The organism is Cupriavidus taiwanensis (assembly GCF_900249755.1).
GTDB lineage: Bacteria > Pseudomonadota > Gammaproteobacteria > Burkholderiales > Burkholderiaceae > Cupriavidus > Cupriavidus taiwanensis_D.
In genome coordinates, this window is sequence record NZ_LT976854.1 from 1,306,275 (window position 1) to 1,327,566 (window position 21,292).

At 69.5% G+C, this 21,292-nt stretch carries 21 protein-coding genes; 11 read left to right on the forward strand and 10 right to left on the reverse strand.

Annotated features, from left to right (window positions below; genetic code table 11):
- Positions 1–31: 31 nt before the first annotated feature.
- From CBM2594_RS21560 to CBM2594_RS21590, 7 genes are all read right to left on the reverse strand, one after another.
- A complete protein-coding gene (locus tag CBM2594_RS21560; protein ID WP_116358804.1) occupies positions 32–709 on the reverse strand; it encodes a TetR/AcrR family transcriptional regulator in 678 nt (225 codons plus the stop codon).
- Positions 709–1,404 carry a uracil phosphoribosyltransferase gene (upp, locus tag CBM2594_RS21565; protein ID WP_116358805.1) on the reverse strand — a complete coding sequence of 232 codons (696 nt, stop codon included), beginning with the start codon at positions 1,402–1,404 and terminating at the stop codon, positions 709–711. The genes CBM2594_RS21560 and upp overlap by 1 nt, the downstream gene beginning before the upstream one ends.
- A gap of 72 nt (positions 1,405–1,476) precedes the next feature.
- Positions 1,477–2,775 carry a URC4/urg3 family protein gene (locus CBM2594_RS21570; RefSeq protein ID WP_116358806.1) on the reverse strand — a complete coding sequence of 433 codons (1,299 nt, stop codon included), beginning with the start codon at positions 2,773–2,775 and terminating at the stop codon, positions 1,477–1,479.
- Positions 2,772–4,010: a GTP cyclohydrolase II gene (locus CBM2594_RS21575; protein WP_116358807.1), complete on the reverse strand. Its 1,239-nt coding sequence runs from the start codon at positions 4,008–4,010 to the stop codon at positions 2,772–2,774. The genes CBM2594_RS21570 and CBM2594_RS21575 overlap by 4 nt, the downstream gene beginning before the upstream one ends.
- A 267-nt stretch (positions 4,011–4,277) precedes the next feature.
- Complete coding sequence (locus CBM2594_RS21580; protein WP_116358808.1) at positions 4,278–5,402, reverse strand: acyltransferase family protein; 1,125 nt, start codon at positions 5,400–5,402, stop codon at positions 4,278–4,280.
- A gap of 125 nt (positions 5,403–5,527) precedes the next feature.
- On the reverse strand, positions 5,528–5,665 hold the full coding sequence (locus CBM2594_RS21585) for a hypothetical protein (protein ID WP_174078669.1): 138 nt from the start codon (positions 5,663–5,665) through the stop codon (positions 5,528–5,530).
- Entirely contained in the window at positions 5,662–6,942 is a 1,281-nt protein-coding gene (locus CBM2594_RS21590; protein ID WP_116358809.1) for an MFS transporter, read from the reverse strand. Before CBM2594_RS21590 ends, CBM2594_RS21585 begins: the two co-directional genes overlap by 4 nt.
- 173 nt (positions 6,943–7,115) lie before the next feature.
- On the opposite strand from CBM2594_RS21590, the gene CBM2594_RS21595 reads away from it, so the two are divergent.
- Positions 7,116–8,057 carry a LysR substrate-binding domain-containing protein gene (locus CBM2594_RS21595; protein WP_116358810.1) on the forward strand — a complete coding sequence of 314 codons (942 nt, stop codon included), beginning with the start codon at positions 7,116–7,118 and terminating at the stop codon, positions 8,055–8,057.
- On the opposite strand, the gene CBM2594_RS21600 is transcribed toward CBM2594_RS21595, so the two are convergent.
- A complete protein-coding gene (locus CBM2594_RS21600; protein ID WP_116358811.1) occupies positions 8,017–8,313 on the reverse strand; it encodes a DUF2917 domain-containing protein in 297 nt (98 codons plus the stop codon). The genes CBM2594_RS21595 and CBM2594_RS21600 overlap by 41 nt on opposite strands.
- Before the next feature lie 234 nt (positions 8,314–8,547).
- Here CBM2594_RS21600 and CBM2594_RS21605 point away from each other — a divergent pair, with 234 nt between their 5' ends.
- Together CBM2594_RS21605 and CBM2594_RS21610 are read left to right on the forward strand one after the other, a co-directional pair.
- The gene (locus CBM2594_RS21605) at positions 8,548–9,480 is read left to right on the forward strand and encodes an amino acid ABC transporter substrate-binding protein (RefSeq protein ID WP_116358812.1); all 933 of its coding nucleotides are present in this window, start codon (positions 8,548–8,550) and stop codon (positions 9,478–9,480) included.
- 185 nt (positions 9,481–9,665) lie between these two features.
- Positions 9,666–9,989: an amino acid ABC transporter permease gene (locus tag CBM2594_RS21610; protein WP_116358813.1), complete on the forward strand. Its 324-nt coding sequence runs from the start codon at positions 9,666–9,668 to the stop codon at positions 9,987–9,989.
- A gap of 66 nt (positions 9,990–10,055) precedes the next feature.
- Here the strand turns inward: CBM2594_RS21610 and CBM2594_RS21615 are convergent, their stop codons facing one another.
- Positions 10,056–10,970: a hypothetical protein gene (locus CBM2594_RS21615; RefSeq protein ID WP_373457604.1), complete on the reverse strand. Its 915-nt coding sequence runs from the start codon at positions 10,968–10,970 to the stop codon at positions 10,056–10,058.
- Positions 10,971–11,422: 452 nt separating this feature from the next.
- Here CBM2594_RS21615 and CBM2594_RS21620 point away from each other — a divergent pair, with 452 nt between their 5' ends.
- The 7 genes from CBM2594_RS21620 to CBM2594_RS21650 are packed head-to-tail and all read left to right on the forward strand — an operon-like array spanning position 11,423 to position 18,636.
- The gene (locus CBM2594_RS21620; protein ID WP_116358814.1) at positions 11,423–13,162 is read left to right on the forward strand and encodes a glycosyltransferase family 39 protein; all 1,740 of its coding nucleotides are present in this window, start codon (positions 11,423–11,425) and stop codon (positions 13,160–13,162) included.
- Positions 13,163–13,180: 18 nt separating this feature from the next.
- Positions 13,181–13,552 carry an EamA family transporter gene (locus CBM2594_RS21625; protein WP_012356262.1) on the forward strand — a complete coding sequence of 124 codons (372 nt, stop codon included), beginning with the start codon at positions 13,181–13,183 and terminating at the stop codon, positions 13,550–13,552.
- A 52-nt stretch (positions 13,553–13,604) separates the two neighbouring features.
- Positions 13,605–14,777 (forward strand): DegT/DnrJ/EryC1/StrS family aminotransferase, encoded by a 1,173-nt coding sequence (locus CBM2594_RS21630; RefSeq protein WP_116358815.1) that lies wholly within the window; start codon positions 13,605–13,607, stop codon positions 14,775–14,777.
- Positions 14,774–15,733, forward strand: a complete 960-nt coding sequence (locus tag CBM2594_RS21635; protein ID WP_373457605.1) for a glycosyltransferase — start codon at positions 14,774–14,776, stop codon at positions 15,731–15,733. Before CBM2594_RS21630 ends, CBM2594_RS21635 begins: the two co-directional genes overlap by 4 nt.
- Positions 15,733–16,674, forward strand: a complete 942-nt coding sequence (locus tag CBM2594_RS21640) for a formyltransferase (protein ID WP_116358817.1) — start codon at positions 15,733–15,735, stop codon at positions 16,672–16,674. The genes CBM2594_RS21635 and CBM2594_RS21640 overlap by 1 nt, the downstream gene beginning before the upstream one ends.
- On the forward strand, positions 16,671–17,723 hold the full coding sequence (locus CBM2594_RS21645) for a bifunctional UDP-4-keto-pentose/UDP-xylose synthase (protein ID WP_116358818.1): 1,053 nt from the start codon (positions 16,671–16,673) through the stop codon (positions 17,721–17,723). The genes CBM2594_RS21640 and CBM2594_RS21645 overlap by 4 nt, the downstream gene beginning before the upstream one ends.
- A 13-nt stretch (positions 17,724–17,736) precedes the next feature.
- Positions 17,737–18,636 carry a polysaccharide deacetylase family protein gene (locus tag CBM2594_RS21650; RefSeq protein ID WP_116358819.1) on the forward strand — a complete coding sequence of 300 codons (900 nt, stop codon included), beginning with the start codon at positions 17,737–17,739 and terminating at the stop codon, positions 18,634–18,636.
- Between the two features lie 182 nt (positions 18,637–18,818).
- Here the strand turns inward: CBM2594_RS21650 and CBM2594_RS21655 are convergent, their stop codons facing one another.
- Positions 18,819–20,924, reverse strand: a complete 2,106-nt coding sequence (locus tag CBM2594_RS21655; protein WP_345775027.1) for a heavy metal translocating P-type ATPase — start codon at positions 20,922–20,924, stop codon at positions 18,819–18,821.
- On the opposite strand from CBM2594_RS21655, the gene CBM2594_RS26905 reads away from it, so the two are divergent.
- Positions 20,923–21,060, forward strand: coding sequence for a hypothetical protein (locus CBM2594_RS26905; protein WP_232346779.1), 138 nt, complete (start codon positions 20,923–20,925; stop codon positions 21,058–21,060). The two genes, CBM2594_RS21655 and CBM2594_RS26905, sit on opposite strands and share 2 nt — an antisense overlap.
- Positions 21,061–21,292: the final 232 nt, after the last annotated feature.

Consider the following 21,292-nt stretch of genomic DNA (forward strand, 5'->3'; position numbering starts at 1 on the left):
TGGTGTCGGGCTATCCGGTATCGTGCAGGGCTCAGGCCAGCGGTACGGGCGCCAGGCCGCAGCCGCGCAGCAGCATCACCACCACGTGCTCGGTGGCGTGCGCATAGTCCTGCGGCTGCAGGCGGCTGATACCCAGCACCGCGCAGACCTGCGATTCAAAGTCCGCATAGGTCTGCGTGGCGGCCCAGATGGTGAAGAACAGGTGCTGCGGATCGACCGGCGCCATCTGGCCGCGGTCGATCCACTGCTGCACCACCGCGGCCTTGCGCGACACCAGTTCGCGCAGGGCGTGGCGCAGCACCTCGCCGATCTCGGGCGCGCCGTGCAGCAGCTCGTTGGCGAACACCCGCGACGCATCCGGATGGCTGGCCGACAGCCGCATCTTGGCGCGGATGTACTGCTCCAGCGCGACCTGCGGCGGCAGCTCGGCGCGGATCACGTCGGCCTCCGACAACCACAGCTGCAGCGTGTGCGCCAGCACCGCGCGGTACAGCGCCTGCTTGGTGCGGAAGTAGTAGTGCAGGTTCGACTTGGGCACCCCCGCGCGCATGGCGATCTCGGCCATGGTGGCGCCGGCAAACCCGGCACGCGCAAACACGTGCTCGGCCGCGCGCAGGATCATGGCCTGGTTCTCCTGCCGGATGCGCCCGCCCGCCTCGCGCAGCGGCGGCGTACGCAGCGTCGGCGCAAGCGCGGCGCGCGAGTCCATCAGCGCGTGCCGTACAGGCGGTCGCCGGCATCGCCCAGGCCGGGCACGATATAGCCGTGCTCGTTGAGCGTCTCGTCGATGGCCGCGGTAACGATGCCGACGTCCGGATGCGCGGCGCGCAGCGCGCGCAGGCCGGGGCGCGACGCGATCAGGCACACGTACTTCATGGTGGTGACGCCGGCCTCCCTGAGCCGGTTCAGCGCGGCGATCGCCGAATTGCCGGTGGCCAGCATCGGATCGACCACGATCACCATGCGTTCGTGGATGTCCTCGGGCATCTTGAAGTAATACTCGATCGGCTCGAGCGTCTCGGGGTCGCGGTACAGGCCGATGTGGCCGACACGCGCCGCCGGCAGCAGGTCGAGCATGCCGTCGAGAAAGCCGTTGCCCGCGCGCAGGATCGACACCAGGCACAGCTTCTTGCCCGACAGCACGCGCGACTGCGTGGCCGCGATCGGCGTGCGAATCGCGACGGTTTCCATCGCCAGGTCGCGCGTGGCTTCGTAGGTCAGCAGCTGGCTGATCTCGCGCACCAGGCGGCGGAAGTTGTCGGTGGTGGTCTCTTCGCTGCGCACCAGCGTGACCTTGTGCTGCACCAGCGGGTGGTCGACCACCATCACGCCGGACAGGCTGGCAGGGTCGGCGGAATCCGGCGCGCCGGGCTCGACTGCGGGAACAGCGGACATGTCGTTCATGGTGACGCTCCTGATGCCACGTTGCACAAGCCATCCGTGCCGGGAACGCCGCCCGCGGCGCGGGCGGCGCGTTCAGAACACCGTGCCGTCGCTGGTGATGGCAAACGGCGGCGCGCCGCCGGGGCGCCGCTTGGCGGCGATGCGCCGTCCCGCGGCCCAGGTGCCGCCTTCCAGCACGCGCGCCAGCGGGAATTGCGCTTCGTCAAGGCCCAGCGCCTGGCGCACGCCATCGGCGACCAGGTCCAGCCCGCTGACGGTCAGCGCGCGCCATTCGACGATGACGGGCTCGTCCACCGCATGCGGCTCGGCGGCAAAGCCGGGATCGCGCGGCACCATCAGCTCGAAGTCGTACAGCAGGCCGCCGTTGCGGTATTCGGGCAGGCCGGTCAGCGCATCCAGCCCGGTCACGGTCAGGCCGGCGTCTTCCAGCGGCTCCAGCAGCGAATAGGTCAGCCACTGGGTCAGCTTGTGGAACGGCACCAGCCCGCCCGGCGCCGCCGGATGGCGCCAGCAGTCGCCCAGCGACACGCCCTCGAGCACGATCCGCCCCGGCCACACCGGCCCCAGCCCGACCAGCAAAGTGCGCAGCAGGAAGCTGGCATCGAGGTCGCCGCCGACGGCGTGCGCCTTCAGGTAGTCATAGAGATTGCCCAGCCGCGCCGGCCGGCCAAACAGCGCCGGGGTCGCCTGCATCACCTCGCCCAGCCGGCGCAGCAGCCCGGCGCGGCCTTCCAGCCCCACCAGCGGATTGTGCTGCGCGACCTGGAAGGCGTGGGCAATGCTGTCGGCGTCGATGCGCTGCAGGCGTTCGGCATCCGCGCGCAGCGGGTCGCCCGGCGCCGCGGAAAAGCCGCCGCGCGCGAACAGGTCGAAGCTGGCCGCGCCCAGTCCTTCGGAGCGTGTCAGAACAAGGTCGCTGCCCGGGTCGCGGTAGCGCCACTCCGGGCCCGCGCCCGCGTCGAGCAGCACGCTGGGAATTACCAGGTCGATGCCGATGCGGGCGCGCTCCTCGCGGTGTTCGGGCCCGCTCAGCGCGGCGCGCTCGCACAGCACCTGCCAGCGGTCCGCGCGCTGGTCGACGCCGCCGCTTTCGAAATGGCGCCAGCGGCTGTGGTAAGGCACCTGCAGGTCCGGGTAGCGCTGCCGGATGGTGCTGGCGACGTAATCGGCAATCGCATGCACGCGGTCCGGGTGCCAGGTGAAGAGTTCGGACGCGCCGCTGGCCACGTGTTCGGTGACCGCCGCGCAATGGGTGCGCACCGCCTCGGCGCACAGCAGCGCCGCAGCGGGGTGCCCTTCCGGCACCGGGTTCAGCCAGCCGTTGCCATCGCGCCCGTTGCCGGCGCCGCGGTCCTCGGGATACATCGTCATTCGTTCAACCCCCTGCCCTTTGCCAGGGCCAGTTCGTTCGCATCCGGCGGCGTGTAGTGCGTGAAGTAGCCGGCGGCCACCTTGGCGTCGATCTCGACACGGGCGTCGGCGGGGATCAGCGCCTCGGGGATCGCTACCTGCTCGACCACCTCGATGCCCTGCGCCACCAGCGCGCCATGCTTCATATTGCTCATCGACGCCCAGCGGTCGATGCGGCGGATGCCCAGCCAATGGAACACATCCGGCATCAGCTCCTGGAAACGCATGTCCTGCACGCCCGCCACGCATTCGGTACGGGCAAAATAGGTTTCGGCGCGGTCGCCGCCGACCTGGCGCTTGCGGGCGTTGTAGACCAGGAACTTGGTCACCTCGCCCAGCGCGCGCCCCTCCTTGCGGTTGTAGACCACCAGCCCGACCCCGCCCTGCTGCGCCATCTCGATGCACACCTCGATGCCGTGTGCCAGGTAGGGCCGGCAGGTACAGATGTCTGACCCGAACACATCCGATCCGTTGCATTCATCGTGCACGCGGCAGGCCACGCGGGTCTCGGGCCTGCCCAGCTGGCTGACATCGCCGAAGAAATACAGCGTCATGCCGCCGATCGGCGGCAAAAATACCTTCAGGTCCGGCCGCGTCACCAGTTCCGGGAACATGCCGCCGGTCTGCTCGAACAGGCTGCGGCGCAGCACGTTTTCCTTGATGCCGAAACGCGCCGCCATGCCGGGCAGGTACCACACCGGATCGACCGCCGCCTTGGTCACGCGCACGTCGCCATTGGCATGCAAGAGGTTGCCGTCCGGCTTGAGCCGGCCCGCGGCGATGGCCGAGACCAGCTCCGGCATATTGATGTGCGCGCGGGTCACGGCGATGGTCGGGCGGATATCGACGCCGGCGGCGATGCGGTCGGCAAAGACGCTGGAAACCAGGTGGCCCCAGGGGTCGAGCGAAACGATCTTGTCCGGATCGCCCCACTGCGGATGGGGGCCGATGGCCTCGGCCGGCGCGGTGTCGGTCAGGTCGGGGCGATGGTCGCGCTGCAGCGTTCCGGAGGCGACCGCCAGCGCCCGGTAGATGGCGTAGGCGCCGGCATGGGTGCCGATCACGTTGCGCTGCGCCGGGTTGCCCAGGCTGGCGATGACCGGTCCACGTTCGGCGGCGGTCGGGGCGCCCCAGTGGATCGGCTCGGCCGGCTTGTCGCGGCGCGCGTGCGAAGTCAGGACGATATGGTCGGACATGGCACCCTCGGTGGCCGATGGAATCCTGACCAATTGGTCAGGTTTACGATTCCATACTAGGCAACCTTTGTGCCATCGCCCAATGCCCGTTTACGCCAGTTTTGCACCGCTGTGTGTGGCGCCCAACGCAAGTCCGCGGCAAAGCCATGCCCGCCCGGCGTGCCGGCGGCACCACGACGGCGGCGCGCACGCACCATCCGGATGCCGCGCGCTGCCACGCAACCGGCGGACGATCGCGGTAGTGCCGCGCGCCGATGCTTGCAAGGGTTACATGGTCGGACGGCTTGCCGACCCGGGGCCCGATTCGCCTGCCGCGTCGCCGCGTCCGCCCAGCATCCCGCGCAGTGCCGCGAGCGGCTGCGCGCTTTCGACGAAGCGGTAGAACACGGCACCCGCCACATTGCTGAGGGCCCACGCCGCCGCCATGCCAAGCGCGTTCAGCACCGGCTGCCCCGGGGCCAGGTGCGACACCAGCGCATTGACCACCAGGCACACCGGGAAATGGACCAGGAACACGGAATAGGAAATCCGCCCGAAGTAGCCCACCACGCGCGCCCGCGGCCAGCGTTCCAGCCATTCGCCGCGGCGCGCCAGCGCCAGCAGCAGCGCGGTGGCCAGCGCCACGGCGATGCGCAGCCGGAAGTCCAGCACCAGCGCGGCCAGCGCCACCGCGCCGATCAGCAGCAGCGGCAGCAGCGGCCGGCCCGGCGCTGACGCCCAGTAGGCCAGCGTGCCCATGCCGTAGGCGCCGAAGAAGTACACCGCCCAGACATCCCACGCGGCATCCCGGTTGAACCAGAACAGCGACGCGACCGCCGCCAGCGCCACCAGGCCGATGCTGACGGCAACGCCCGCGCGCGCGCTGCCCCGCGACACCGCGCGGGCGGCCCACAGCGTGCCCAGCAGCAGCGCGAACAATTGCAGGTCGATGGCCACGTACCAGACCCCGGCCGACAGCGCGTCGACGTCGAGGATGTCATGCAGCAGCGTCAGGTGCGCGAGGAACTGGCCCGGCGTGGGCGACGCCGGGATCGAGTCATGCGCCATCCAGTGCCGCGCCACGGCGGCGCCGGCCATGCTCAGCAGGAGCGCCGCGGCGAACGGCACCACCAGCTTCTGGTAGCGGCGCCACAGCATCGACAGCGGGTGCTGGCGGGTCTCGAGCCGTCCGTTCGGCGCCAGGCTGCGCGCCGCCAGGAAGCCGCTGACCACCAGGAACACCTGCACCGCGATGCGGGCGTAGTCATAGAGCCAGTCCACCAGCCCCGGCGCCAGCCGGTACGCGGTGTCGGACATCGGTCCATAGAAGGCGAGGTGGTGCAGGACAATCAGTTGCGAGCTGACGGCTTTCAGGGCGTCGATGCACGGCAGGCGCGACGGACGGGGGCTCATTGTTATGGGGACGCAAAGGGCACGGAAGGCGCGATTCTACCCCCTATGCCCTGGCTCAATGTGCCGCAACACATACATTTTTCGGATTGGTTACACAGTCGCCAGACTTGTTGCCCGATGGCGGGCTACTGGCACAACGCCATCAGCGCGATCCAGGCCTGGGCGTGGGCCGGATCCAGCCACGCCGCCAGCGCCACGGCGCACAGCGCGGCCAGGCCGAGCACCGACAGCCAGGCGCCGAGCGCGGGTATGCCGGGCTTCATGACCGTGCCGGCGCCAGACCGCTGCGGACGATCTGGCGGTCGTCTATCGGCGAATGCAGCGCCGCGGCAACGATGCCCAGCGCCATGGCGCCATACCAGACCGCGTCGTACGAGCGGGTCAGCTCGAAAACCAGCCCGCCCAGCCACACGCCCAGGAAAGAGCCGAGCTGGTGGCCCAGGAACACAAAGCCGAACAACGTGGCGAGATAGCGCACGCCGAACACCTGCGCCAGGATGCCGTTGGTCAGCGGCACCGTGCCCAGCCACAGGAACCCCATCGCGGCACTGAAGGCGTACAGCGTTGCCGGGCCCAGCGGCAGCAGCAGGAACAGCGCCATCACCGCGGTGCGCGCAAGGTAGATGCCGGCGAGCAGGTACTTCTTGCTGTGACGCCCGCCCATCAGCCCGCACACATAGACGCCGGCGACATTGGCCAGCGCGATGATGGCAAGCGCGGCCAAGCCGTCGGCCGGACGCATGCCGCGGTCCAGCAGATACGCCGGCAAGTGGCTGGCGATGAAGGCAAGCTGGAAGCCGCACGCAAGAAAACCCAGGTTGAGCAGCCAGAAGCCGGAATGGCCGAAGGCCTCGCGCACTGCGGCGCGCAACGGCTGGCCCCCCGCCTGGTCCGGCGCGCGGGGGTCCGGTGCTGCTTCGCCGCGGTCCTGGAATGGCAGCGCCAGTGGCAACAGCACGGCCAGCGCCACGGCAAGCAGCAGCAGCGCCCCCGCCCACCCCGTCCCGGCCAGCAGCGCCTGTGCGCCCGGCACCAGCGCAAACTGGGCGATGCCGCCGACGGCGCCGGCCAGCCCCAGCGCGCGGCTGCGCTGCGCGGCGCCGGTCATCCGGCTGAGCGCGCCGTAGACCACGCCGAAGGTGGTGCCCGACAAGGCAACGCCGATGCAAAGGCCCGCCGACCACACCAGCGCCGCCGGCGTATGCGCCTGCGTCATCCCACAGAGCCCGGCGGCATACAGCGCCAGCCCGCCCGCCATGACCTTCCACGAGCCATGGCGGTCGGCCAGCATGCCGGTGAAGGGCTGCGCCAGCCCCCACGCCAGGTTCTGCACCGCCATGGCAAAGGCAAAGGTCTCGCGGGTCCAGCCGCGCTCGGCAATGATGGGCAACATGAACAGGCCTTGCACGTGGCGCACGCCCAGCGCCAGCCCCATCAGCAGGCCACCCGCCAGCACCAGCACCCAGAGTTGGCGCCACCAGGGCGCGGCAAGCCCGCGCAAGGCGCTGGACCCGGTCGATTGCAGCGGATGGAAAGTCATGGCAGCCCCTTGCCGAAGCCTGGCGCCCGCAGGCGCGATGGCTCTATTGCAAGCGACGGCGCGCCTTCCTTCAAACGATCTTTCGGTCGCTCTGCCATGCGCAACACGCATGGCAAGAGCTCCCCGGACCGTGCTGTAATGGCGTCATCGCCCGTCCGACCGGAGGCCTTTGCATGTCCGTTCCGCTGGTTCGCCTGTTTTCGCTCGACCTGCTCAAGGGCTTCGTCGCGGTCGGCCGGCGCATGAGCATTACGCAGGCGGCCGACGACCTGTGCCTGACGCAGTCGGCGGTGAGCCGCCAGATCCATGCGCTGGAGACGCAGCTGAAGGTGCAGCTGTTCGTGCGCAAGCATCGCGGCGTGGCCTTCACCGCCGAGGGCGAACGCTTGTTTCGCAGCGCCGACAGCGCGCTGCAGCAACTGCAGGACGTGGTGGCCGAGGTGCGCCGCAGCGAGGGCCGGCAGCCGGTCACCGTCACCGCCAGCATCGGCGTGACCGGCCTGTGGCTGCTGCCGCGGCTGGGCAGCCTGCAGAAAGCCCACCCGCATCTGGACGTGCGCCTGTCGGCCAGCAACCGCATCAGCGACCTGCGCGAAGAGGGCATCGACCTCGCGGTGCGCTACTGCCGCGACGCCGCGGCGCCGCCCGATGCCGTGCGCCTGTTCGGCGAACACATCGCCCCGATCGCGCATCCGTCGCTGCTGGCGGCGCCCGGGCCGCACGGCGATGCGCTGCTGCAGCTGCCGCTGCTGGAATTCGACGATCCGCGCCCGTGGCTGCAATGGCGCAGCTGGCTGGCCCCGCGCGACCTGCGCCAGGCCAGCCAGCGCGGCATGCTGCGCTTCAACCAGTATGACCAGGTCATCCAGGCGGCGCTGGCGGGCCAAGGGGTCGCGCTGGGGCGGCTCGAACTGGTGCGGCCGCTGGTCGACGGCGGCCAGCTGGCACTGGTGCCGACCGCACGGCAGGCACCGCCAAGCCCGAATGCGTACTGGCTGATCCAGGCCGCCGCGCAGCCGCGCGCGGACGTCAGGCGCGTGGCGCAGTGGATCTGCGAGGAAGCCGCGCGCACGGTCATGACGCCCCCGCACCCCGCACACCCCGCAGCCAGCTGAAGCACAGCGGCCCGGCCCGGCCCGATGGCGCCTCGATCCGGCACAGCGCCGGGCCGGCGCCGTACAGCGCCGCGACAAACACCTCGGCGTCGGCGTGCAGGCGATGGCGCTCGCCCGGCGCCAGCAACACATCCGGCGACGGCCGTCCCGGCACCTCGAAGGTCAGCCACAGCTTGCCGCCGCGGCAGATCAGTTCGGTGCCGGCGCGCAGTCGCAGGCCCAGGCATTCCGCTTCCAGGGAAAGAGTGCATGACATGAAAGGCTCCTGTGGGCCATTCCATTGTCGTGACCGGCAGCGGGCCCCGCCATGAGCAATGCGTCGGCCAGCCATGCCGGCGCCGCATGCGCGCAGGGCTTGGGAGATGCCAGCTTCCGCGTCGCTGCCGGCCCTCAGAATTTGCTTATGACCAGAATGTCCTTCACCCCACCCTGACTGGGGTATACCCTAGCGCCTTTGCCGCGTTGCCGGCTGCTTTCCCCCTTTCCCTGCATGTCTGCCTTTGCCCTGCCCGCCCGCCTTTCCCGCGCCCGCCGCCCGCTCGCGGCCATCCTGCTCGCCTGCGCCGCCTCCGCCGCCCTGCTGGCCCCGGCAGCGGCGCGCGCCCAGAGCCCGGTGCTCGACAAGATCCGCGACGCCGGCACCATCGTGCTGGGCTACCGTGAATCCGCGCTGCCGTTCTCGTTTGCCGACGACAAGGGCCAGCCCGCCGGCTATGCCGTCGACCTGTGCCTGCGCGCGGCCGAGGCGGCGCGCCAGAAGCTGGGCCTGAAGGACCTGAAGGTGCGCTGGATGCCGCTGACGCCGCAGAACCGCATCCCGGCCGTGGTGAACGGGCTGGTCGACCTGGATTGCGCGCCCAACACCAACTCGCTCGAACGCCAGAAGCAGGTCGCATTCAGCGTCTCGCACTATGTGTCGACGGTGCGCATGCTGGTGCGGGCCGACTCGGGCATCCGCAGCTTCGGCGACCTGCGCGGCAAGACCGTGGTCACCAGCGCGGGCTCGACCGGCGACCGCCACGTGCGCCGCCTCAAGGGCCAGTACGGCTATCACGACGTCTACGCCAAGGACCACGGCGAATCGTTCCTGCTGCTGGAGTCGGGCCGGGCCCAGGCCTTCGTGATGGACGACGTGCTGCTGGCCGGCCTGCGCGCGCGCGCCAAGGATCCCTCGCAATATGTCATCGTGGGACCGGCGCTGTCCGTCGAGCAGAACGCGCTGATGCTGTCCAAGGCCGATCCGGAATGGAAGCGCCTGGTCGACCAGACCCTGGCCACCACCTTCGCCGGCGCCGAGGTCACGGCGCTGCAGCAGCGCTGGTTCCAGCAGCCCATCGGCAGCCGCGGCATCAACCTGGCGCTGGCGCCGTCGGGCGAAGTGCGCGCGGCCTGGAAGCATCCGTCCGACGCGGTCACCGAATAAGGCGTGCCGGCGGCGCAAGGCGCAATCGCGCTGGCGCCGCAATTCAGGGTTTCCATGAGGTGCCGCGCCGGGCAAGCCCCAAGTTGACAGTCGTCAATGATGTTGGCGACACTGGCCCGAGCCATCCCTGTGCAGGGCAGGCCATAGACACGACCGCCCGACGGCGGCATATCTCAGGAGAAACCATGAACAAGTTCGTCGCGACCGCGATCGCACTCTGCCTTGGCGCCGCATCGCTGGCCGTGCAGGCACAAACCGGCGGCAAGCAGCAGTTCGATCCGTATTCCCAGGGAGCCAAGTCGGGTGAGAAGTTCGACCCGTACAGCCAGGGAGCCAAGGCCGGCGACAAGTTCGACCCGTACAGCCAGGGCGCGAACAAGAGCACCCGCACCGACCTGGCCGACCCTGCCGCGCCGGCCGCCGACAAGAAGCCGGCCAAGCAAGGCACCAAGAAAAAGAACAACAAGAGCAGCAAGAAGAAAGCCACCCCCGCTCCGGCGGCCAGCTGACCGGCTGCCGCCGGATACAGGAAAACCCGCCGCGGCGGGTTTTTTTGTCCCGCGCAGGCGCCGTGGCTACGGCGCCTGCGTATCGCGCTCCAGCGCGGTGACGTCGACGCGCTGCACCTTGTCGTCCTGGCGCACCTCGGTGCGCAGCACGAAGGCCTCGGCCGGGCAGTACCAGTCGGTGACGTGCATCACGGTCGGCTCGACCTGCACCAGTTCGCCACCGATCATCAGCGGCCCCAGCGAGGTGCGCTTGTCGTAGGAAATCGGCTGGCATTCCTTGCGCCCCATCAGGGTATCGACCATCTGCAGCTTGCCCACGTGGCGCGAGCCGATATGGATGGTCGCGCGCTGCGCGTCCATGGTGCTGACCGCTTCGTCGGACCCCAGCGGATAGACCTTCAGCGAGACGCTGGAGCTGAACATTTCCCCTTCCAGCATGGTGCCCTCGCGCAGGTCCAGGCCGGCGTAGTTGAACACCCCCTTGCCGCGGAACGCCGCCTCGCCATACATGCGGGCATAGCGGGCGCGCGCGTTGATCACGGCATGCTGGCTTTCGATGCTGGTCTGCGCGTCGGGCGCACTGCGCTCGATCACCACCTCGTGGACCTGGTTGGTAATCACCGGCGGACCCATCAGCGCCGACAGCGCCGACTTGGAGGTGACCTCGAGCTGGGCGCGACAGCCGGACGGGCTGCGCACCACGTCGCGCAGCGTCATCTTGATCGACATCGGCATCACGCCGTCGCCTTCCATCTGCACATGCGATCCGGAGCGAAACCACGGCGCGTTGCACAGCACCGCCGCGGCGGCGGCCTGCGCCTGGCTGGCCGCCGCCTGGGCGACCCCGCCGGTGCCCGGCAGCACCGCCATGCCCTGTGCGCTGGCGGGCTGCACCGCGCCCAGCGCCACGGATAGTCCAACCGTCAGCGCGGTACACGCTGCCGGGCCGGCCCGCCGGCTCTGCCGAACCTCTGTCTTCACATCGATCCCCGTCTGAATAGTCCCGCCCCCCGAATCAGTGCCGGCCATGCCGTCCACTGACCGACATCGGAATTATCGCGTTTTTGTTGCGCATGTAACTGGTCATTTCACGCCTTCGGCGGTCTAACGGACATCCCGGCGACGGAGGGCGCGAGCCATCGACGGTTCACCTGGCTGCATATGCCTTATACACCTCATCCCTCGCAGAACTGGCGCTGTGAGCCCTTCTGCCATCGGCCGGAGTGACTTGGCCGCCGTGCTACCATTGCGCGCCTCGCGTATTCCAGCGGTTGTGGCGTCCCAGGCGCCTGGCGGTCACGGTGTTCCTGCAGTGCGCTCGCGTCGACATGCTCGTCCGGTGTCCACCGCCAGGCCCGGCTCTGCGTTGTGATGGCTTCGCCGTCAACGCGCGTCGCCCGAGACCTGGTCCGCCGCGCTTTTCCAGGAGATCCATGCGTAGTTCATCGACCCCGCGGCTTGCCGCGCCGTCCATCGGAGCCACCGCAAGCACCGTCATGCTGGTCAGCCTGCTGATCCTGCTGGTCTGGTTCGGAACCCTGGACATGCGCCACCTGCTGCGCTCCGATGAAGGCCGCTACGCCGAGATTGCCCGCGAGATGGTCGCCACCGGCGACTGGGTCACGATCCGCTACCACGAACTCAAGTATTTCGAAAAACCGCCCTTCCACCTGTGGGTGACGGCGCTGGCCTACACCGTCTTCGGGGTCGGCGACTGGCAGGCGCGCCTGTGCGTGGCGCTGTCCGGCATGCTGGGCATCGGCGTGTCGATGCTGGCCGCGGCGCGCTGGTACGGCTGCCGCGTGGCGGTGCTGACCGGGCTGGTGCTGGTGTCGGCGCCGATGTGGAATGTCGCCGGGCACTTCAATTCGCTCGACATGACGCTGTCCGGCGCCATGGCCTGCGTGCTGGCCTGCATGCTGCTGGCCCAGCATCCCGCGGCCACGCCGGCGGCGCGGCGCAACTGGATGCTGGCCTGCTGGGCCGCCATGGGCGTGGCGGTGCTGGTCAAGGGACTGGTCGGGCTGGCCCTGCCCGGGCTGGTGCTGGTGGTCTACACGCTGGCGACGCGCGACTGGAAGCTGTGGTGCCGCCTGCATCTGCCGGCCGGCATCGCGGTGCTGCTGGCGGTCACGGTGCCGTGGTTCTGGCTGATGGCCGAACGCAACCCTGAGTTCCTGCGCTTCTTCTTTATCCACGAGCACTGGCAGCGCTACACCTCCAACGTGCACCACCGCGAGGGCTCGCTCTGGTTCTTCGTGCCGCTGCTGCTGGCCGGTTTCCTGCCGTGGCTGGGCCTGGTGCCGCAGATGTGGCAGGCGGTGCGCGAGCGCGCCGGCGTGGCGCGCGGCAACGCCCCGCGCCCGTTCCAGCCGGCGCTGCTGGCCGCACTGTGGGCGGTGGCGATCTTTGTCTTCTTCAGCCTGTCAGGTTCCAAGCTGCCGGGCTATATCGTGCCGATCTTCCCGGCGCTGGCGCTGCTCGCCGGCGTGGCGCTGGATACCACCACGGAACGCGCGTGGCGCTGGCAGGTCGATGCCATGATCGCGCTCGGCGCGATCGGGCTGATCGCGATCCCGTTCGTCGGCATGATGGAAAAACCGGGCACGCCCAATGCGGTGTATCGTGATTTCGCCGAATGGCTCGCCATCGCCTTTGCCGTGATGCTGGGCGGCGCGCTGCTGGCACGCCGGCTGCTGCGCACGCGCGGGGTGTTCGCCAGCGTGGTTGCCTATGCCGTGGCGATGTTCCTGTGCGCCACGGTGGGACTGCGGGCCCACGAGGTCATGGGCCGGCCCAGTTCCGGCGCGGACCTGGCGCCCGCGATCGGCGCCGTGCTGAAGCCGGACATGCCGCTGTACAGCGTGCGGATGCTGGACCACACGCTGCCGTTCTACCTGCGCCGCACCACGATCCTGGTCGAGCATCCCGACGAACTCGAGTTCGGCGTCAGGCAGGAGCCGCAGAAGTGGATTCCGAGCCTCGACCAGTTCATTGTGCGCTGGCAGGACGGCCAGCGCGCGGTGGCGATCATGGCGCCGCAAACCTACGACGCGCTGTCCGCGCGCGGCGTGCCGATGCACAAGATCGCCGGCGACCGCCGGCGCGTGGCCGTGGCCAATTTCGCCCTGCCCGCACAGCCTGCACAGCCCGTACAGACGCAAGCACAGTAATCCGCCAACCGCCTTGCCATGACGCTTTCCACCTTTGCTTTCATCCTGACCGGCGTGCTGCTCAATGCGGCGGCGCAGCTGTTGCTCAAGGCCGGCGTCAACGCCGTCGGCGCCATCACGCTGGATCGCGGCACGCTGCTGGTCACTGCGCTGCGCGTGCTGACACAATGGCCGGTGCTGGCCGGCCTCACGCTGTACGTGGTCAGCGTGGGCGTCTGGATCGTGGGCCTGTCGCGCGTCGATGTGTCGATCGCCTATCCGATGCTGTCGCTGGGTTACGTGGTCAATGCGCTCGCGGCCTGGTGGCTGTTCGGCGAGATCATCGGCCCCTTGCGCGTCGCCGGCATCCTGCTGATACTGGCGGGCGTCTTTCTGATCGCCCGCTCCTGAAGGCTGCCCGCGCCTTCGCCAGGCCTGACCGCCGCTGCCTCTTTCGCCTGCCATGACCGCATCCGCTCCCCCCTTCCTGCCGTTTGTGCGGCCCGAGATCGACGCCGCCGCCATTGCCGAAGTCGGCAAGGTGCTGGCCTCGGGCTGGATCACCTCCGGACCGAAGATGCAGGCCTTCGAGGCCGCGCTGTCGGACCTGTTCGGCGGGCGCCCGGTGCGCACCTTCGCCAACGGCTCGGCGACCATGGAGATCGCGCTGCGCATCGCCGGCATCTGTCCCGGCGACGAGGTCATCACCACGCCGATCACGTGGGTCGCCACCGCCAACGTGGTGGTGGCCGTGGGCGCGAAGCCGGTGTTCGTCGACATCGACCCGCGCACGCGCAACCTCGACCTCGACGCGGTCGAGGCCGCCATCACGCCGCGCACGCGCGCCATCATGCCGGTTTACCTGTCCGGCCTGCCGGTCGACATGGAGCGCCTGTACGCCATTGCCGCGAAGCACAACCTGCGCGTGATCGAAGACGCGGCCCAGGCGATCGACTCGCGCTGGCGCGGCCGGCGCATCGGCGCCTTCGGCGACCTGGTCAGCTTCAGCTTCCAGGCCAACAAGAACATCACCACCATCGAAGGCGGCTGCCTGGTGATGAACACGCCCGAAGAGGCCGTGCGCGCCGAGCGCCTGCGGCTGCAGGGCGTGATCCGCACCGGCATGGACGGCATGGATGTCGAAGAGCCCGGCGGCAAGTTCAACCTGACCGACGTCAACGCCGCGGTCGGCCTGGCCCAGCTGGAGCGACTCGACGCCATCACCGCGCGCCGCGCCGAACTGGCGGACACCTACTTCCGCTGCGCCGCCGACAGCGGCCTGCAGGCCCTCGGCATCGAATTGCCGCAGGCGCTGGACCCGCACGCGGCCACCACCAACTGGCACATGTTCCAGGTGGTGCTGCCCACCGCGCGCATGCAGGGCGGCCCGGCGCAGGCGCGCCACAAGCTCATGGAAGCCATGCGCGAGCGCGGCATCGGCACCGGCGTGCACTATCCGCCAGTCCATCTTTTCACCTACTACCGCTCGCTCGGCTGGCGCGAAGGCATGCTGCCGCACGCCGAACGCATCGGGCGCGGCATCGTCACGCTGCCGCTGTTCCCGGCGATGCAAGCCTCTGACGTGGAGCGGGTCTGCGCAACCCTCAGCGAAACATGCAAACGTCTTTCCCAATGAGCCCGGTGCAAGTCTCGGTCGTGATTCCGGTCTACAACGAAGAAGACGGGCTGCAAGCCCTGTTCGACCGCCTCTATCCGGCACTGGATGGCCTCGGTGACAGCTACGAGGTCATCTTCATCAACGACGGCAGCGTCGACCGCTCGGCGCAGCTGCTGGCGGCGCAGTTCCACAAGCGCCCGGACGTGACCCGGGTGGTGCTGTTCAATGGCAACTTCGGCCAGCACATGGCGATCCTGGCTGGCTTCGAGCACACCCGCGGCAAGATCGTGATCACGCTGGACGCGGACCTGCAGAATCCCCCCGAGGAAATCCCGCGCCTGGTCGAGACCATGCGCGCCGGCCACGACTACGTCGGCACCATCCGCCGCCAGCGCAACGACACCGCGTTCCGCCGCTACGCCTCGCGCGCGATGAACCGGCTGCGCGAGCGCATCACCAAGATCCGCATGACCGACCAGGGCTGCATGCTGCGCGCCTATGACCGCAGCGTGATCGACACCATCAACGCGTGCCGCGAGGTCAACACCTTCATCCCCGCGCTGGCGTATACCTTTGCCTCGAACCCGGTCGAGATCGAGGTCGGCCACGAGCAGCGCCACGCGGGCGAATCGAAGTACTCGCTGTACCAGCTGATCCGCCTGAATTTCGACCTGGTCACCGGCTTCTCGATCGTGCCGCTGCAGTGGTTCTCGGCCATCGGCACCATGCTGTCGCTGCTGTCCGGCGTGCTGTTCGTGGTGCTGCTGGTGCGGCGTTTCCTGCTGGGATCCGAAGTGCAGGGCGTGTTCACGCTGTTCGCCATGAACTTCTTCCTGATCGGCATCCTGCTGTTCGGGGTGGGCCTGCTGGGCGAATACGTCGGCCGCATCTACCAGGAGGTGCGCGATCGCCCGCGCTACCGCATCAAGGCCGTGCTCGAGGCCGCCCCGGTCCGCACCGGCGTGGAGCCATGATGCGCGCGGTTGTCTTTGCCTACCACAATGTCGGCGACCGCTGCCTGCGCGTGCTGCATGCGCGCGGCGTGGACGTGGCGCTGGTGATCACCCACCGCGACCGGCCCGACGAGAACATCTGGTTCCGCCGCGTCGCGGACACCGCCACCGAGCTGGGCATTCCCTTCGTCTACGGCGAGGACCCGGCCGATCCCGCCATCGAACAGGCCGTGCGCGACGCACAGCCGGATGTCATCTTCTCGTTCTACTATCGCGCCATGATCCCCGCCGGCGTGCTGGCGCTGGCACCGGCGGGCGCGTTCAACATGCACGGCTCGCTGCTGCCGAAGTACCGCGGCCGCGTGCCGGTCAACTGGGCAGTGCTGCACGGCGAGACCGAGACCGGCGCCACGCTGCACGTGATGGAAGCCAAGCCGGACGCCGGCGATATCGTCGGCCAGACCGCCGTGCCGATCCTGCCCGACGATACCGCCGGCCAGGTGTTCGACAAGGTCACCGTGGCGGCGGAGCAGACGCTGTGGCGCGCGCTGCCGGCGATGATGGCGGGACAAACGCCCCGCAGCCCGAACCGGCTGGCCGAAGGCAGCTACTACGCGGGGCGCAGGCCCGAGGACGGCCGCATCGACTGGAACCGCCCCGCCGCCGAGGTCTACAACCTGATCCGCGCGGTCGCGCCGCCCTACCCCGGCGCGTTCACCGAGATCAACGGGCAGCGCTTCATCGTGGCGCAGGCGCGCCGGCCGTTGCCGGGCGCCGCACCGCTGGTGCCCGCCGGCGCGGCCACCGGCCTGCAGGTGCGCGACGGCGATGTGGTCGGCCTGTGCGGCGACGGCGGCCTGGTGCTCGTCACGCAGCTGCTGGCACAGGACGGCTCGGCCGTCACGCCGCAGGCGCTTGCCAGGCATCTCCAACCCGAACAGTCCAACGAGGGAAACCGATGAAAAAGGTCCTGATTCTCGGCGTCAACGGCTTCATCGGCCACCACCTGACGCGCCGTATCCTGGAAACCACGCCGTGGGAGGTCTACGGCATGGACATGAACACGGACCGCCTGGGCGACCTCGTCGACCACCCGCGCATGCACTTCTTTGAGGGCGACATCACCATCAACAAGGAGTGGATCGAGTACAACATCCGCAAGTGCGACGCGGTGCTGCCGCTGGTCGCCATCGCAACCCCGGCCACCTACGTGCGCCAGCCGCTGCGCGTGTTCGAGCTGGACTTCGAGGCCAACCTGCCGATCGTGCGCGCCGCGGTCAAGTACCGCAAGCACCTGGTGTTCCCGTCGACCTCCGAGGTCTACGGCATGTGCAGCGATGAAGAATTCGACCCCGAGGCCTCGCCGCTGGTCTACGGCCCGATCAACAAGCCGCGCTGGATCTACGCCTGCTCCAAGCAGCTGATGGACCGCGTGATCCACGCCTACGGCATGGAGCAAGGGTTGAACTACACGCTGTTCCGCCCGTTCAACTGGATCGGCGCGGGGCTGGACTCGATCTTCGAATCGAAGGAAGGCTCGTCGCGGGTGGTGACGCAGTTCCTCGGCCATATCGTGCGCGGCGAACCGATCCGGCTGGTCGACGGCGGCGCGCAGCAGCGGGCCTTCGCCGACATCGCCGACGGCATCAACGCGCTGATGCGAATCATCGAGAATCCGGGCGGCGTGGCCAGCGGCAAGATCTACAACATCGGCAACCCGGGCAATATCCACTCGGTGCGCGAGCTCGCCGAGATGATGCTGACGATGGCCGCCGACTACCCGGAATACGCGCAGCAAGCGCGCAAGACGCAGATCGTCGAGACCTCGTCGGGCGAGTTCTACGGCAAGGGCTACCAGGACGTGCAGCACCGCGTGCCGAAGATCGACAACACCATCGAGGAACTGGGCTGGAAGCCCGAGATCACGATGGAAGCGGCGCTGCGCCGCATCTTCGAGGCGTACCGGGGCAAGGTGGTCGAGGCCCGCACGCTGGTCGATTCCGGCAACTGAGCGCATATCGCACATGGCACGCATTGCCCTGAAGGTTGACGTCGACACGCTGCGCGGCACGCGCCAGGGCGTGCCCCGGCTGCTGTCGATGCTGGCGGCCGCGCAGGCGCAGGCCACCTTCCTGTTCAGCCTGGGTCCGGACCATACCGGCTGGGCGCTGCGGCGGGTGTTCCGCCGCGGCTTCCTGCAGAAGGTATCGCGCACCTCGGTGGTGTCGAACTACGGCCTGCGCACGCTGATGTACGGCGTGCTGCTGCCCGGCCCGGACATCGGCCGCAAGGGCGCCGCCGAGATGCGCGCGGCGCGCGCCGCCGGGCACGAATGCGGCATCCATACCTGGGACCACGTCTACTGGCAGGACAACGTGCGCGCGCGCGATACCGCGTGGACCCGCGACCAGATGCAGCGCGCCTTCGCGCGCTTTCGCGAGATCTTCGGCGAGCCCCCGGCCACGCACGGCGCGGCCGGCTGGCAGATGAACGAGGCCGCCTTCCGCCAGATCGATATCTGGGGCATGGCCTACGCGTCAGACGGCCGCGGCAGCGCGCCCTATATCCCCACCATCGGCGGCGTGCCCTGCCGGCATGTGCAGATGCCGACCACGCTGCCGACGCTGGACGAGCTGATCGGCACCGACGGCCTGACCGAGGACAACGTCCACACGGCCCTGCTGAAGCTGACCGAAGGCACGCGCGACCATGTGTTCACGCTGCATGCCGAGCTGGAAGGCGGCAAGCTGGCACCGGTGTTCGAACGGCTGCTGGCGGGATGGCGTGCGCAGGGGCACGAGCTGGTGTCGATGGGGGCGTGGTATCGCGGGCTGGATTGCGCGGCGCTGCCGCGGCTGCCGGTGACGTGGGGGGAGATTCCGGGGCGGAGCGGGGAGTTGATTGTGCAGCCGCAGTTGGGCTGACGCATCGACCCGAATACCGATTGCGTGCTCCCTCTCCCGCTTGCGGGAGAGGGTTGGGGTGAGGGCCGGGCGTATCCACGAAGTTGAGACCTGTGGTATGCCAGCGCCTGCCCTCACCCCCTGCCCCTCTCCCGCAAGCGGGAGAGGGGAGCAAACCGAGCGGGTTTTTATGACTCGGTAGCCTACCCCCCGCGCCGCGCCCCCACCCGCAACCCATTGAACACCACCAGCAAGCTCGCCCCCATATCGGCGAACACCGCCATCCACATCGTCCCCATCCCCAGCACCGTCAGCACCAGGAACACGGCCTTGATGCCCAGCGCCAGCGCGATGTTCTGCCTGAGGATGCTCGCGGTGCGGCGCGACAGCCGGACGAAGGCCGGGATCTTGCGCAGGTCGTCGTCCATCAGCGCCACGTCGGCGGTTTCGATGGCGGTGTCGGTGCCGGCGGCGCCCATGGCGAAGCCGACATCGGCGCGCGCCAGCGCCGGGGCGTCGTTGATGCCGTCGCCGACCATGCCGATGCGGCCGCCGCGGGCATGGGCCGCGTCGGCCAGCGCGGCGATGGCATCGGCCTTGTCCTGCGGCAACTGGTTGCCGCGCGCTTCGTCGATGCCGACCTGCGCCGCGATCGCCTGTGCCGTGTGCGGGTTATCGCCGGACAGCATCAGCGTCTTGACGCCCAGCGCATGCAGCTCGGCAATCGCCTGCCGGCTGGTGTCGCGCACGGTATCGGCCACCGCGAACAGCGCCAGCGCCGTGGCCGCGCCCTGGCCATCCACCCGCGCCAGCAGCACCACGGTCTTGCCGGCGCGCTCCAGCGCTTCCAGCCGCGCTTCCAGCGCCGGCGAGCACGCGCCCAGTTCGTGCACCAGCCGGTGGTTGCCGAGCTGGTATTCGACGCCCTGCACCGTGCCGCGCGTACCGCGCCCCGGCAGCGCCTCGAACGCCTCCACCGGCAGCGTGGCGATGCCGTCTGCCTGCGCCGCCGTGGCCACCGCGCGCGACACCGGATGGTCCGAGCGCGCCGCCAGGCTGACGGCAATGGCGCGCGCCTGCGGGACATCGTCGGCCAGCAGCGCATGGTCGGTCTGCGCGGGCTTGCCGTGCGTGATGGTGCCGGTCTTGTCCAGCGCCACCCAGGCCAGCTCGCGGCCCTGCTCCAGGTAGACCCCGCCCTTGACCAGGATGCCGCGCCGCGCGGCCGCGGCCAGCCCGCTGACGATGGTGACGGGGGTAGAGATCACCAGCGCGCACGGGCAGGCAATCACCAGCAGCACCAGCGCCTTGTAGATCCAGTCCACCCAGCCGCCGCCGGCCACCAGCGGCGGCACCACCGCGACCGCCAGCGCGATCGCGAACACCGTGGGCGTGTAGATGCGCGCGAACTGGTCGACAAAGCGCTGCGTGGGCGCACGGCTGCCCTGCGCGGCCTCGACGGCGTGGATGATGCGCGCCAGCGTCGAGTCGCTGGCGGGCGCGGTCACGGTGTACTCGAGCTCGCCGGACTGGTTGATCGAGCCCGCGTAGAGCGCATCGCCCTCGGCCTTGTCGACCGGCACGCTTTCGCCGGTGATGGGCGCCTGGTCCAGCGCCGACTGGCCGCGCACGACCTTGCCGTCGAGCGCCACGCGCTCGCCCGGGCGCAGGCGCACCAGCGTGCCGACGGCGACGCCGGCGGCCGGCACGGTCTGCCAGCTGCCATCGGCGCGGCGCACAGTGGCCTGCTCGGGCGCCATCGCCATCAGGCCGCGGATGGCATTGCGCGCCCGGTCCAGCGACGCCGCCTCGATGCGCTCGGCCAGCGCGAACAGCACCATCACCATCGCCGCTTCGGGCCACTGGCGCAGCAGCAGCGCGCCGGTCACGGCGATGCTCATCAGCGCGTTGATGTTCAGGTTGCCGTTGCGCAGCGCGATCCAGCCCTTGCGGTAGGTGGTCAGCCCGCCCAGCGCCACCGCGGCCAGTGCCAGCAGCGCCGGCAGCCACGGCAGCCCCAGGCCCAGCCATTCCGTCGCCTCGGCCCCCAGCGCGGCCACGCCGGCCAGCGCCAGCGGCCACCACGGCTTGCGCGCGGTCGTTTCGGGCAAGACTTGCTGCGCGGCTTCGGCGCTGAGCGGAACCGGCCGCATGCCCAGGCTTTCGATGGCCTTTGCCACCGGCTCGGCCGACGGCAGCGTATGGTGCACCGTCAGCACGCGCTGGATCAGGTTGAATTCCAGCGCGGCGATGCCGGCCATGCCGCCCAGCTTGTTGCGGATCAGCGTTTCTTCGGTGGGGCAATCCATGGCGTCGATGCGCCACGCCGCGGTGCTGGCGCCGGCCGGGACCTCGACCGGTGCCGCCGGCGTCAGCGCGACGGTGGACGCGCACCCGCCGCCGCAACATGCGGCCGGCGCCGGTTCCGGGGCGTGGGCGTGGTGATGATCGTGACCGTGGTGATCGTGACCGTGATGCGCGTGGTCGTGCGCATGGCTGTCGCCATGCGCCCCGTGCTTTGCGGCGTGATCGTGTGGAAGAGCGTCTTCAGATGACGTGCGAGCCATGTCTTGTTGTTCCCGCTGGTTTGACCTGATGACATTGAAGACCCTGTAGTGGCTACAGAGTCAAGCGGCCCGGGGCTTGATGCCGCAGAGGCCGCCTGGGCCACCGCGGG